Source organism: Geodermatophilus sp. SYSU D01119 (genome assembly GCF_054049975.1).
Map to the genome: position 1 here is coordinate 33,692 of NZ_JBJGYL010000014.1, position 12,422 is coordinate 46,113.

Below are 12,422 nucleotides of genomic sequence, written 5' to 3' on the forward strand. Positions count from 1 at the left end.
GGTCACCCGGCGCGCCGCCGGCGCCACCCGCGGCGTCCCCGCACCGGTTCCGGCACCCGGGCCAGCGTGGCGGCCAGACCCCGCAGGCCCGTCCGCAGCGGCGAGCTCGGCGCCACCTCGGCGAGCGTCCGGCCCGAGGCGAGCGCGGCGTCGGTGGCGCCGCGGTCGGCCGGCAGGAAGGTGCGCACCGGCCGGCCGGCGAAGCGCTCGAGCGCCTCCCCGATCTCCCGTCGGGCGTCGCCGGGCACCGGCCCGCGGCGCACCTGGTTGACCACCACCCCCGGCTCGACCTCGGGCAGCAGGTCGCGGAGCTGGCCGAGGGCGCGGATGGTGCGCTGGAGCCCGACCGGGTCGGCGCCGCTGACGCACAGCACCTCGTCGGCCGACTCGAGCACGGTCACCGTGGCACCGTTGCGCCGCGGGGCGGCGGTGTCGAAGGACAGCTCCTCGTCCTCCTCGAGGTTGAAGGCGCAGTCGACGACGGTCAGGTCCGCCACCCGGCGGGCCTCCTCCAGCACGGCCGCCACCGCGCGGGGCCGCAGCTCGGGCCAGCGGTCGGCGCGGGCGAGACCGGTGAGCACCGACAGCTGCGGCCGCACCGACCAGGCCAGCCGCTGCAGGGCCGCCTCGTCCAGCGTGCCGGCGGCCGCCTGCCGCGCGGCACCGGCCAGCCCGGGCGACTCGTCGAGCAGCCCGAGCACCTGCGCGACGACGCCGCCGTAGACGTCGGCGTCGACCAGCAGCGTCGGCACGCCGAGCCGGGCCGCCTCGTCGGCGAGGCCGACCGCGACCGTGGTCCGCCCGGGCGCACCGGTCGGACCCCAGACCGCGACGACCCGCCCGCGGGCGGGCCGCCGCTCGACCGTCCCGGTCGCGTCCACGCCGGCACCCGGGAGCGCCGCGCGGGGGTCGGCGACGTCGTGGCCGCCGGACGGGCCGCCGGTGACCGCCTCGCGCAGTGCCCGGACCACGTCCTCCGGGGCCGCGTCCGCGGGCAGCACGGTGGTCACGCCGAGCGCGCGCAGCCGGTCACCGGCCCGCTCGTCCCCGGGGTCGACCAGGCCCACGACGGCCACCCCGGCCGCCTGCAGCCGGGCGACGGCGTCGACGTCGAGCCGGTGCAGGTCCGCGGACAGCAGCGCCGCCTGCGCGGTGCCCGTGGCCGCCGTGGCCAGCAGGTCGGAGGCGTCGACGCAGCGGCGGACCACCGTCACGCCGTGGTCGGCCCGGTCCAGCGCGCCGACGAGCGCCGCCTCCCAGGCGGCGCCGGTGACCGCGGTGACGACCTGCAGCGCCATCAGAGGGTCGGCCCGGCGGGGACGGCGGCGCCCGGGTCGGCGACCGGCACCGGGGCGGGCGGCACCGCGGGCGGGGCGGCCGCCGTCGACGGCGCGGCGGGGACCGGCGGGTCGCTCGCGGCGGGAGGGCTCGGCGTCGCGGTGCCTGATGACGGGGGGCCCGGCGACGGGGGGACCGACGCCCGGGGGGCGGAGGTCGCGGCGCCGTCCACCGAGCCGTGCACCACGACGACCAGCGGCCGCCCGCCGATCGACCCGAGCACCGCGGCCGCGTCCGCGGCGGGGACGCCGACGACCACCTGCACGGTCGTCGTCGCCGTCGACAGGACGCCCTCCGCGCGCCCGCTGACCGCCTGCACCGTCGCGCCCTCGACCACGGGGACGACTCCCCCGCCGGTCGTGGTGCCGACGGGGTCGGTCACGCCGTAGACGTCGACGACCTGGCCTCGGGTCAGGCCGGGCGGCACGTAGCCGGCCTGCACCGGGAGCGCGAGCTGCACCAGGTCGGCCGGCTCCTCGAGGGCGCTCCGGGGCAGCAGCTCACCGGCCCGCACCGCCCGGGCGAGCGTGCGGCCGGCGGGGTCGGTGCCGGTGGACAGGTAGGCACCGGCCGCGTCGCCGAGCCGGACCTGCACGGCGACGAGGTCGGCGGCCTCGATCTCGGTGCCCGCGGCGAGGTCGCCGGCCACGGACCAGACGGGCACGGTCGCGTCGGCGGCACCGACCACCCGCGCACCGAGCAGCACCGAGCCCAGGACCAGCAGCACGCCGAGGACCAGCCGCAGGTCCAGCCACCGTGGCGGGCGGACGCGGCGCGGCACGGGGCCCGCCGCCGTCCCCGTCACCGGCGTGGCCGTCGGCGGCACCGTGCGCGTGGCAGCGCTCACCGGGCGCTCCTCCCTCTGTCCCCGGAGCCGTGCCCGGCTCCCCCGCACCGGCGGGCGTGGCGACCGGCGTCCCGCGCGGTCGGACGCAGATGATGCGATACGGGCGCGGATGGACGCACCGGTTGTCCACACGTTCGGGTGTGGACGGGATGCACGCGGACGGACGCGGTCCTGACAGACTGGCGGCGACCGGACGGAGAGCCATGCCCACACCGCGATTCCTGACCCTCGACGACGTCGCCGAGGTCCTCAACGTCTCCTGGTCGCAGGCCTACGCGCTGGTGCGGCGCCGCGAGCTGATCGCCATCCAGATCGGCGGCCGCGGCCAGTGGCGGGTCGAGGTCGACGAGCTCGAGCGGTTCATCCAGCAGAAGTACGCCGAGGCGCGCGCCGGCGCGGTGCCCGCCGCTGAGGAACTCGCGTCCGCCGACGCCCCCGCGAGCACCGGGGACACCGAGGTGGACACCCCCGCCGGGGCCGCCCCCGCCCGCGGACGGCGCGCCCGCCGCTGACCTCAGGCGGCGCCCGGGGTCAGCGTCCGCACCACGGCCACCGCCGCCAGCACCACCGCGCGCACCGAGCGCACCGCGCCGGCCCGCCGGAAGTCCTCCGGTGCGTGCTCGGCCAGCTCGACGAAGTCCGCGCCCACCCGGTCCACCGTGCCGGTGAGCACCGCCCCGTCGTCCAGCACGACGGCGACGGCGCTGCGGTCCCGCGCGAGCCCCCGCAGCGCCCGCCGCAGGTCCAGCGCGGCGCGCACGGGTGACGCCGGCTCCGCGGCCGCCGTCGACCGCACCAGCCCCGACACCGCCAGCACCGCCGGCAGCGACACCAGCACCTCCCGCCCGGCGTCGTCGGTCAGCAGCGCCCAGTCCGGCCCCACCTCCCCGAGCCGGCCGGCCACCTCCCCTGCTCCGCGACAGCGCAGCGACACCCGCGCGCCCACCGCGCCGCCCAGGCGGGCGGCCAGCCGGACGGCCGCCGTCTCCGCCCGCGCCCGGGACGGCAGCTCGGCGCGCTCCTCGGCCGCGGCGGCCTCCTCGAACTCCGCCCGCAGGTCGGTGAACAGCTGCTGCCAGCGCATGGGCGAGAGCGTAGATCCACAGCTTTCGTTGCGTTTGCTTGCGTTCGTCTGCTTTGGTACGCCGACGCGTGCAGAGGAGGAGACATGTCGACTCGTCGGCTCACCGCCACGACGGTGGCCATGGCCGCGGTGGCGGCCGTCCTGGCCGTGCTCACCCCGGACCTGTCCTGGACGTCGGCCGGGAGCCTGCAGCGCGCCGTCGACACGGCCGGCCCGGAGCCGGTGCTGCTGTCGGCGGTGGCGGCCGCCGCGTGGCTCATGTGGGCGTGGGGCGCGCTCGGGCTGGTGCTCACCGCCCTGTCCGCGCTGCCCGGCCTGGCCGGCGCGGCCGCCGCGCTCGTCCTGCGCGCGGTCCTCCCCGCCGCCGGCCGGCGGGCCGCGGCGCTCGCGCTCGGCGTCGGGCTCACGGCGACGCCGGTGCTCACCGCCTGCACCGGCCCGGCCGCCGTCCTCCCGGCCGCCACCGCACCGGCCGCCGCCACCGCACCGGCCGCCGTGCCGGACTGGCCCGCCGCCGCACCGGCGCAGACCACGCCGACCCCTGCTCCGACGCCCCCTGCTCCGCCGACCCCTGCTCCGCCGCCGGCCGCAGCACCAGCCACCGTCCCCGACTGGCCCCTGCCAGCCCCCGGCGGGCACGTCGTCCTGCGCGGCGAGTGCCTGTGGTCGATCGCCGCGGCCGATCTCCGCGACCGGACCGGGCACGCCCCGGCCGACGCCGAGGTCGCCGAGGCGGTCGGCCGCTGGTGGTCGGCGAACGCCGGCGTCATCGGCGCCGACCCCGACCACCTGCTGCCGGGCCAGGTCCTGCGCCCGCCCGCCTGACCGACCCAGCCGTGCGTCCCGGCCGCTCCCCCGGCCCCGTCCCCCACCGACCCGACCCCGGGAGCCCCCGTGACCGCCGCCTCCCCCGCCGGCCCCCAGCCGGCCGCCCCCGCCCCGCACCTCACGCTCGTCCCAGCCCTGCACCCGCCGCTGCGCGGGCCCGCCGCGACGCTCGTCGACCCGACCACGCCGCCACCGCGGCCGCCGCACCGCCCGGGCCCCCGCCCGGCGGCGGACGGTGGGCCCGCACGGCGGCCCGACCTGCTCGGTCCCGCGTGGTCGGTGCGCGCCGGGCTCCCCGACCCGCGCGCGGCGGGGCGGCTGCTGTTCACCACCGTGCTCGAGGCACTGGCGGGCCGCCGGTCGATGGGCCAGGTCCAGCGACTGACCGCACCCGGCGTGCACGCCGCCCTGCTGGGCGGGCGCCGGCCGGCGTGGTGCACCGACGGCGCCGGGCCGCTGCTGCTCGGGCCGGTGCACGTCTGCGAGCCGGTGGACGGCGTCGCGGAGGTCAGCGCGGTGGCGCGCCGGGCCGGCCGGGCGCACGCGGTCGCCGCGCGGCTCGAGGAGAACCACGGCCTCTGGCGCTGCACCGCGCTGTCGATCGGCTGAGGGAGCGGACCCGCCCTCCCCCGCCGACCCGGACGGGGGGATCGGCAGGTCCTGCCTCGCTCCGGCCGGAGCGCCGACGGTGGGGACACGGCGCGGACAGCGCGCACCCACCGAGCACAGGAGGCCGAGATGGCCCGCACGACGATCGACGTCCCCGTTCCCGACCTGTCGGGGAAGCGGGTGGTCCTCACCGGAGGTAGCGACGGCATCGGCCTGGTCCTCGCCCGTCGCCTGGCCGGGGCCGGCGCCGACCTGGTCCTGCCGGTCCGCGACCGCGGCAAGGGCGAGGCGGCGACGGCGGAGATCCGCGCCCGCGTCCCCGGGGTGCGGATCACCCTGCACGCGCTCGACCTGTCCTCGCTCGGATCGGTCGGCGACCTCGCCGGCGCCCTGCTCGACGAGGGCCGGCCGATCGACGTCCTGATCGCCAACGCCGGCGTGATGACGCCCCCCGGGCGCCGGACGACGGCCGAGGGGCACGAGCTGCAGTTCGGCACCAACCACCTCGGCCACTTCGCGCTCGTGGCGCACCTGATGCCGCTGCTGCGCGCCGGCCGCGCCCGGGTGACGACGCAGCTGAGCCTCGCGGCGAACAGCAACGCGATCAACTGGGACGACCCGGACTGGGAGCGGTCCTACGACGGGTTCCGCGCCTACAGCCAGTCGAAGATCGCCGCCGGGCTCTTCGCACTCGAGCTCGACCGGCGCAGCGTCGCCCACGGCTGGGGCATCACGAGCACCCTGAGCCACCCCGGTGTCGCCCCGACCAGCCTGCTCGCGGCCCGGCCGGAGATCGGCCGGACCCACGAGGGTCGCGAGATCCGCCTCATCCGCCGGCTGTCGGCGCTGGGCATCGTGGGGACGCCGGAGACCGCGGCCCTCCCCGCCCTGCTCGCCGCGACGTCACCCGACGCGGTCGGCGGCCGGTTCTACGGTCCCCGCCGGTTCCGGCACGTCAGCGGGCCGCCGGCCGAGCAGCGGCTGTACCGGACCCTGCGCAGCGCCGAGGACGCGCGGCGCATCTGGCGGCTGTCGGAGGAGCTGACCGGCGTGTCCTTCCCCGGGGACGAGGGCAGCGGGCGCGCCGCCGCCGGGCTGGCCGGCGACCGCCGTGGGCCGGCCTGACCGCGCCGCGCGGATCGGCCCGCCGTCCGGCGCAACCTCCCGCCGGCCGTCGTCCACACCGCCACCCGGCCCGTGCGCGCCGGCGACCCCCGCCTCGCGGGCCGGTGAGCGGCCGGGCCGCGACGCGTGCGCCGTCGGGTGCGGTGAGCGGTCAGCGACCGGCGGCTCCGTGGCACACCTTGTACTTCTTGCCCGAGCCGCAGGGGCACGGCGCGTTGCGGGCCGGCTCCTTGGTGCCGGTGACCGTCGCGGTCTTGGCCGCCTTGGCCGGGCCGCTCTCCTTGGGCGAGGCGTCCAGCGACGGCGCCGAGTAGCTCAGGTCCTCCTGCGCGCGCCGCGGCTCGTCGAGGCCCTTGACCGCCAGCTGCGGGCCGGTGCCCGACGGCGACGGGGCCTCGGGAGCCGGGGCCGGCGGCGTCGTGCGCGCGGCCGGCCGGTTCGCCGGGCCGCCGGTGGAGCGGCGGGCGGCGGGCTTGGCCGACGGCTTGGACACCGACACCGGGGCGGCCGGCGTCGGAGCGGCCGGCGCGGGAGCGGCCGGCGCAGGCGCGGACCCGTCGCCGTCCACCGCGGGAGCCGGAGCCGGGGCGGCCGGAGCGGCCGGAGCCTGGGCGGCAGCCGCCGCAGCCGCCTCCTGCTGCGCCCGCTGCCGGGCGAGCACGCGGGCGGTGCCCTCCTGCGCGGCGGCCAGCGCCTTGGCCTCGGCCTCGGCCTGCTGGGCGCGGGCCTCGGCCTCCTGCTGCTCCTTGGTCTTGACCTCCAGGTTGAACAGGAAGCCGACCGACTCCTCCTTGATGCCGTCGAGCATCGCGCTGAACATGTCGTAGCCCTCGCGCTGGTACTCCACGACCGGGTCGCGGTTGGCCATCGCGCGCAGGTGGATGCCGGCCCGCAGGTAGTCCATCTCGTAGAGGTGCTCGCGCCACTTGCGGTCGAGGACCGACAGCAGCACGCGCCGCTCGAGCTCGCGCATGACCTCCGAGCCGAGCGCGGCCTCGCGCTCCTCGTAGGCGCGGTGGACGTCGTCGAGCAGCTCCTGCTTGAGCACCTCGGCGGTCAGGGCGGCCTGCTCGCCGTCGGCCACCCGGTCGAGCAGCTCGGCGCGGTCGAGACCCACCGGGTAGAGCGCCTTGAGCCCGTTCCACAGGACCTCGAGGTCCCAGTCCTCGGCGTAGCCGGTCTCGGTGGCGCCGTCGACGTAGGCGCCGACGACGTCGTCGAGCATGTGCTGGACCTGGTCGTGCAGGTCCTCGCCGTCGAGGACCTTGCGGCGCTCCTCGTAGATGACGGTGCGCTGCCGGTTGAGCACCTCGTCGTACTTGAGGACGTCCTTGCGGACCTCGAAGTTCTGCTGCTCGACCTGCGTCTGCGCCGAGCGGATGGCCCGGGTGACCATCTTCGACTCGATCGGCTGGTCGTCGGGGACGCGCAGCGTGGTCATCATCGACTCGAGCATCGGGCCGTTGAACCGGCGCATCAGGTCGTCGCCGAGGGAGAGGTAGAACCGCGACTCCCCCGGGTCGCCCTGCCGGCCCGAGCGGCCGCGCAGCTGGTTGTCGATGCGGCGGCTCTCGTGCCGCTCGGTGCCCAGGACGTAGAGCCCGCCGGCCTCGGCGACCTGCTCGTGCTCGGCCCTGACCTGGTCCTTGGCGGCCTGCAGCGCCTCGTCCCAGGCGGCCTCGTACTCCTCCGGGGTCTCCGACGGCGACAAGCCGCGGGCCCGCAGCGCCTCGTCGGCGAGGAACTCCGCGTTGCCGCCGAGCTGGATGTCGGTGCCGCGGCCGGCCATGTTGGTGGCCACGGTGACCGCGCCGAGCCGCCCGGCGAGGGCGACGATCGAGGCCTCCCGCGCGTGGTTCTTCGCGTTGAGGACCTCGTGCGGGATGCCGCGGCGCAGCAGCATCTTCGACAGCAGCTCGGACTTCTCGACGCTCGCGGTGCCCACGAGCACCGGCTGCCCGGCCTCGTGCCGCTCGGCGATGTCGTCGATGACCGCGTCGAACTTGGCCGACTCCGTCTTGTAGATGACGTCGGAGCGGTCCTCGCGGACCATCGGCCGGTTCGTCGGGATGGGCACGACGCCGAGCTTGTAGGTCTGGGAGAGCTCGGCCGCCTCGGTCTGGGCGGTGCCGGTCATCCCGGAGAGCTTGTCGTAGAGCCGGAAGTAGTTCTGCAGGGTGATCGTGGCGAGCGTCTGGTTCTCGTCCTTGATCTGCACCTTCTCCTTGGCCTCGATGGCCTGGTGCATGCCCTCGTTGTAGCGGCGGCCGGCCAGCACGCGGCCGGTGAACTCGTCGACGATGAGCACCTCGCCGTTGCTGACGATGTACTGCTGGTCGCGGTGGAAGAGCTCCTTGGCCTTCAGCGCGTTGTTCAGGTAGCCGATCAGCGGCGTGTTGACCGCCTCGTAGAGGTTGTCGATGCCGATCTGGTCCTCGACGAACTCCACGCCCTCCTCGGTGACGGCGACCGTGCGCTTGGCCTCCTCCACCTCGTAGTGCACGTCGCGCTTCATCAGCGGCACGATCCGCGCGAACTCGACGTACCACTTGCCCGCCGACTCGGCCGGGCCGCTGATGATCAGCGGGGTGCGGGCCTCGTCGATGAGGATCGAGTCGACCTCGTCGACGATCGCGTAGTTGTGGCCGCGCTGCACGAGGTCGGCCTTCGACCAGGCCATGTTGTCGCGCAGGTAGTCGAAGCCGAACTCGTTGTTCGTGCCGTAGGTGATGTCGCAGGCGTACTGCTCGCGGCGGTGCGCGGGCTTCTCGCCCGACAGGATCGTGCCGACCGACAGGCCGAGGAACCGGTGCACCCGGCCCATCCACTCGGCGTCGCGGCGGGCCAGGTAGTCGTTGACCGTGACCACGTGCACGCCCTTGCCGGACAGCGCGTTGAGGTAGGCCGGCAGCACGCCGGTCAGGGTCTTGCCCTCACCGGTGCGCATCTCGGCGATGTTGCCCAGGTGCAGCGCCGCGCCGCCCATGAGCTGGACGCGGAAGTGCCGCTGGCCCAGCGTCCGGCTGGCCGCCTCACGGACGACGGCGAAGGCCTCGGGCAGCAGCTGGTCGAGCGTCTCGCCGTCCTCGTGGCGCTGCTTGAACTCGTCGGTCTTGGCACGCAGCTCGGCGTCGGTCAGGTCGGCGACGTCGTCGGACAGGGAGTCGATCGCGTCGGCGATCCGCTCCAGTCGACGGACGAGCTTTCCCTCTCCGGCCCGGAGGATCCTCGAGAACACCACGACCCCAGCGTAGGCGGCCCACCCGGCGTGCCGGGGACGCCGCACGTACCCTCCCGGCCGATCCCCAGGTCAGCGGACGACGAGCCGCCGCTCCCGCGGGTCGACGACGACCTCCCGCGCGCCCTGCCGGATGCCGTCGAGCACCGCCGCCACGAGCTCGTCGCGGTCGTGCCCGGCCGGCAGCCGCGGCGGGGTGCCGGCCAGCGCCCGGTCCACCAGGCCGGTGTCGACGTGCGGCGGGCGCACGTCCAGCACCGCCACCGACCGGCCGCGCAGCTCCCGCCGCAGCACCGACGCCCACGCCGACAGCGCCGCCTTGCTCGCCGAGTACTCGGCCATGCCCAGGGTCGGCGCGTCCGCCACGACCGCCGAGAGCAGGACCACCGCGCCGCCGTCGGCCAGGTGCGGCAGCGCCGCGCGGACCAGGCTCATCGGCGCCAGCGTGTTCACGGCGAACAGCTCCTCGGTCACCGCGTCGTCGGCGTCGGCCGCCGGGCCGAAGGCCACCACACCCCACGCCACGACGACGGCGTCGAGCCCGCCCAGGGCCCCCGCGGCGCCGTCGACCGCGGCCCGGACGGCGTCGACGTCGACGGCGTCCACCGCGGACGCCGGCGCACCGCCGAGCTCCGCGGCCAGCGCGGCCAGCCGGTCGCCGTCCCGCCCGGCGAGCGCCACGCGCGCCCCGGCGCCGGCGAGCGCGCGGGCCAGCGCCCCGCCGAGCACCCCGGTCGCCCCCGCCACCAGCACCTTCGCCCCGCCCAGCTCCACGGCCCGCCGGTGCCCGCCGCCTCGGCGACCTAACCTCGGCGCGTGGCCCACGACCCGCACGACCTCGCGCCGGACCTGCTGACCTTCCTCACCGAGCGGCACCTGGCCACCCTCACGACGCTGCGCGCCGACGGCAGCCCGCACGTCGTGCCGGTCGGCGTCACCTTCGACCCGGCCACCGCCACCGCCCGGGTCATCACCTCCGGCACGTCGGCCAAGGCGCGGCACGTGCGGGCCGGGCAGTCGCGGGTGGCCGTGTGCCAGGTCGACGGCCGGCGCTGGCTGACCCTCGAGGGGACGGCGGTCGTGCGCGACGACCCGGCGTCGGTCGCCGACGCCGAGAGCCGGTACGCGCGCCGCTACCGGCAGCCGCGGGAGAACCCGGCGCGGGTCGTCCTCGAGATCTCGGTCGACCGCGTGCTGGGCAACGCCTGACGATGGGCCGGTGCAACCCGCGACCCTCGACCTGACCGGCACCGACCTGACCACCGCGGTGGTGCGCACCGCCCGCCTCGTGCTGCGCCCGCCCACCGGCGACGACGCCGCCGCGGTCACCCGCGCGATGCAGGACCCGGAGACCCAGCGCTGGGTCTCCGGGGCGCCGGTCCCCTACACCGAGGACGACGCCCGGGCGTTCCTGGAGACGGTGCAGCGGCAGCGGGCCGAGGGCACCGGCCTGCCGGTGGTGGCCGAGGACGACGGCGCGTTCGTGGGCACCGGCGGCCTGCTGCTCAGCGGCGCCCGGCACCTGGGCCCCGAGATCGGCTACTCGGTGGCGCCCTGGGCGCGCCGCCGGGGCTTCGCCGCGGAGATCGCCGACGGCCTCGCCGGCTGGGCGTTCGCGCACGGCGCGCCGCGGGTGCACCTCGTGGTCGACGTGGACAACGCCGCCTCGCAGGCCGTCGCGCGGCGGGCCCGGTTCACCGAGGAGGGCGTGGTGCGCGGCTGCCTGCCGCGGCGCGACGGCGGCTCCGCCGACGCGGTGCTGTTCGGCCGGCTGGCGACCGACTGAGGCAGGGGCCCGGGGTGCCGGGCCCCTGCCCCGGTGTCAGCGCGGGACGGCGGCGGGCTCGGCCGCCGGGGTCGCGGCCGCGCCGAGCGGCTGGTCGACGAGCCGGATGAGGCCGTAGTCGAAGGCGTGCCGCCGGTAGACGACGGTCGGCTGCCCGGTGTCGGCGCACTGGAAGAGGAAGAAGTCGTGCCCGACGAGCTCCATCTCGTGCAGGGCCTGGTCGACGGTCATCGGGGTGGCCGGGTGGTGCTTCTCCCGGACGATCTGCCCCGGCAGGTGCTCGTCGAGGTCGGTGACCAGCGGCTCGCCGTCGGTGAGCTGGTCGAGGGCACCGTCGGCGAGGCCGAGCGAGGGGGTGGCCAGCGGCGCGACGTCGGCCGGGCCACCGCCCACGCGCACGCTGGCCGGGGTCCTCCGGCCGTGGTGCACGCGGCGCCGGTCGTTGGCCCGGCGCAGGCGGTTGTCGAGCTTGCCGCAGCTCAGGTCGAGCGCGGCGTAGAAGTCCGGCGCACTGGCCTCGGCGCGGACCACGGGTCCCTTGCCGCGCAGCGTGATCTCCACGCGCTGGCAGTTGGCGGACTGGCGGGGGTTCTTCTCGTGGAACAACTCGACGTCGATGCGGGACAACTTGCCGTCGAATCTCTCGAGCTGACCGACCTTGTCCTCGACGTGCTGCCGGAAGTGCTCCGGCACCTCGACGTTGCGGCCACGGACCACGATCTCCATAGGACCTCCCGGTCGTCGGGTGTGACCAATGGCACGCTAGTCGCTGTCACGTTGCCCGGACAGTCGATCAGCGGGGCCGCCGGACGACCTCGCGGCCGGCCGGGGGCGGGATCCCTGGTGACGCCGCGGGAACGCCCGGGCGGACCGGCCGTGGCGTCGCGGCGACGACGGCGGCCAGCACCGGCGTGTCGGCGCCCGGGCGTGTCGCGGTCAGCACGCCGGCCGCCGCGGTGAGCGTGGTGCCGCTGGTGACCACGTCGTCGACGACCACGAGCAGGGCCCCGGGCGGGGCCGCACCCCGGACGGCGAAGGTGCCGGCGAGGTTGGCCCGCCGCTGCGCCACCGTCAGCCCGGCCGAGTCGCGGACCCGGCCGCGGCGGGTGAGCAGCCGGGCCTCGGCGGCCTCCACCCCGGCGGCCCGCAGCTCCGCGACCGCGGCGCCGGCCAGCTCCCGCACGTGGTCGCGGCCCCGCTCCCGCAGGGCGGCCCGGGTCGCCGGCACGGGCACCAGCAGCACCGGGCGCCCGGGCAGCAGCGCGGCGTGGACGGCGACGGAGAGGGCCAGCGCGGCGCCGAGCGGGCGGGCGAGCTCCGCGCGGCCGCGCTCCTTGAACGCCACCACCGCCGGGCGCACCGGCCCGGCGTAGGCGCCCGCCGCGACGGTGGGCGGCATCCCCCACGGCACGCGGCGCGGCGCGGCCTCCCGCGGGCGGGCGAGCAGCCCCGCGCAGCGGCGGCACAGCACCGGCCCTGGCACGCCGCAGCCGGCGCAGGCGCGCGGCAGCACCAGGTCGGCGAGGGCCGCCGCGAGCGCGCGCACCGCCCCACCCTCGGGCCCGAG

At 77.3% G+C, this 12,422-nt stretch carries 13 protein-coding genes; 6 read left to right on the forward strand and 7 right to left on the reverse strand.

The window, feature by feature from the left end:
* Positions 1-2: 2 nt before the first annotated feature.
* Positions 3-1,298, reverse strand: coding sequence for an AAA family ATPase (locus tag ACI79X_RS12795; RefSeq protein ID WP_457025780.1), 1,296 nt, complete (start codon positions 1,296-1,298; stop codon positions 3-5).
* On the reverse strand, positions 1,298-2,185 hold the full coding sequence (locus ACI79X_RS12800; RefSeq protein ID WP_457025781.1) for an SAF domain-containing protein: 888 nt from the start codon (positions 2,183-2,185) through the stop codon (positions 1,298-1,300). The genes ACI79X_RS12795 and ACI79X_RS12800 overlap by 1 nt, the downstream gene beginning before the upstream one ends.
* A 203-nt stretch (positions 2,186-2,388) precedes the next feature.
* Here ACI79X_RS12800 and ACI79X_RS12805 point away from each other — a divergent pair, with 203 nt between their 5' ends.
* Positions 2,389-2,697 (forward strand): helix-turn-helix domain-containing protein, encoded by a 309-nt coding sequence (locus ACI79X_RS12805; RefSeq protein WP_457025782.1) that lies wholly within the window; start codon positions 2,389-2,391, stop codon positions 2,695-2,697.
* Positions 2,698-2,699: 2 nt separating this feature from the next.
* Here ACI79X_RS12805 and ACI79X_RS12810 read toward each other — a convergent pair whose 3' ends face one another.
* A complete protein-coding gene (locus ACI79X_RS12810) occupies positions 2,700-3,269 on the reverse strand; it encodes a hypothetical protein (protein ID WP_457025783.1) in 570 nt (189 codons plus the stop codon).
* A gap of 84 nt (positions 3,270-3,353) precedes the next feature.
* On the opposite strand from ACI79X_RS12810, the gene ACI79X_RS12815 reads away from it, so the two are divergent.
* The 3 genes from ACI79X_RS12815 (at position 3,354) to ACI79X_RS12825 (ending at position 5,831) form a co-directional block, all read left to right on the forward strand.
* Positions 3,354-4,094 (forward strand): hypothetical protein, encoded by a 741-nt coding sequence (locus ACI79X_RS12815; protein ID WP_457025784.1) that lies wholly within the window; start codon positions 3,354-3,356, stop codon positions 4,092-4,094.
* Positions 4,095-4,163: 69 nt separating this feature from the next.
* Positions 4,164-4,706, forward strand: a complete 543-nt coding sequence (locus ACI79X_RS12820) for an Rv3235 family protein (RefSeq protein WP_457025785.1) — start codon at positions 4,164-4,166, stop codon at positions 4,704-4,706.
* Positions 4,707-4,835: 129 nt separating this feature from the next.
* On the forward strand, positions 4,836-5,831 hold the full coding sequence (locus ACI79X_RS12825; RefSeq protein WP_457025786.1) for an SDR family oxidoreductase: 996 nt from the start codon (positions 4,836-4,838) through the stop codon (positions 5,829-5,831).
* 151 nt (positions 5,832-5,982) lie between these two features.
* On the opposite strand, the gene secA is transcribed toward ACI79X_RS12825, so the two are convergent.
* Together secA and ACI79X_RS12835 are read right to left on the reverse strand one after the other, a co-directional pair.
* Positions 5,983-9,072, reverse strand: coding sequence for a preprotein translocase subunit SecA (gene secA / locus ACI79X_RS12830; protein WP_457025787.1), 3,090 nt, complete (start codon positions 9,070-9,072; stop codon positions 5,983-5,985).
* Between the two features lie 69 nt (positions 9,073-9,141).
* Positions 9,142-9,843, reverse strand: a complete 702-nt coding sequence (locus ACI79X_RS12835; protein ID WP_457025788.1) for an SDR family NAD(P)-dependent oxidoreductase — start codon at positions 9,841-9,843, stop codon at positions 9,142-9,144.
* Between the two features lie 42 nt (positions 9,844-9,885).
* Here ACI79X_RS12835 and ACI79X_RS12840 point away from each other — a divergent pair, with 42 nt between their 5' ends.
* Positions 9,886-10,278 (forward strand): pyridoxamine 5'-phosphate oxidase family protein, encoded by a 393-nt coding sequence (locus ACI79X_RS12840; protein WP_457025789.1) that lies wholly within the window; start codon positions 9,886-9,888, stop codon positions 10,276-10,278.
* Positions 10,279-10,288: 10 nt separating this feature from the next.
* Positions 10,289-10,855: a GNAT family N-acetyltransferase gene (locus ACI79X_RS12845; RefSeq protein WP_457025790.1), complete on the forward strand. Its 567-nt coding sequence runs from the start codon at positions 10,289-10,291 to the stop codon at positions 10,853-10,855.
* Positions 10,856-10,891: 36 nt separating this feature from the next.
* Here the strand turns inward: ACI79X_RS12845 and hpf are convergent, their stop codons facing one another.
* Both hpf and ACI79X_RS12855 read right to left on the reverse strand, forming a co-directional pair.
* Positions 10,892-11,581, reverse strand: coding sequence for a ribosome hibernation-promoting factor, HPF/YfiA family (gene hpf, locus ACI79X_RS12850; protein WP_457025791.1), 690 nt, complete (start codon positions 11,579-11,581; stop codon positions 10,892-10,894).
* 67 nt (positions 11,582-11,648) lie between these two features.
* A complete protein-coding gene (locus tag ACI79X_RS12855; RefSeq protein WP_457025792.1) occupies positions 11,649-12,401 on the reverse strand; it encodes a ComF family protein in 753 nt (250 codons plus the stop codon).
* Positions 12,402-12,422 lie beyond the last annotated feature (21 nt).

What these genes read in the sequence shown, in the direction of transcription:
- ACI79X_RS12815 (WP_457025784.1), top strand. Translation starts at nt 3,354, where the DNA reads ATGTCGACTCGTCGGCTCACCGCCACGACGGTGGCCATGGCCGCGGTG.
- ACI79X_RS12805 (WP_457025782.1), top strand. Translation starts at nt 2,389, where the DNA reads ATGCCCACACCGCGATTCCTGACCCTCGACGACGTCGCCGAGGTCCTC.
- ACI79X_RS12825 (WP_457025786.1), top strand. Translation starts at nt 4,836, where the DNA reads ATGGCCCGCACGACGATCGACGTCCCCGTTCCCGACCTGTCGGGGAAG.
- ACI79X_RS12810 (WP_457025783.1), bottom strand. Translation starts at nt 3,269, where the DNA reads ATGCGCTGGCAGCAGCTGTTCACCGACCTGCGGGCGGAGTTCGAGGAG.
- hpf (WP_457025791.1), bottom strand. Translation starts at nt 11,581, where the DNA reads ATGGAGATCGTGGTCCGTGGCCGCAACGTCGAGGTGCCGGAGCACTTC.
- ACI79X_RS12795 (WP_457025780.1), bottom strand. Translation starts at nt 1,298, where the DNA reads ATGGCGCTGCAGGTCGTCACCGCGGTCACCGGCGCCGCCTGGGAGGCG.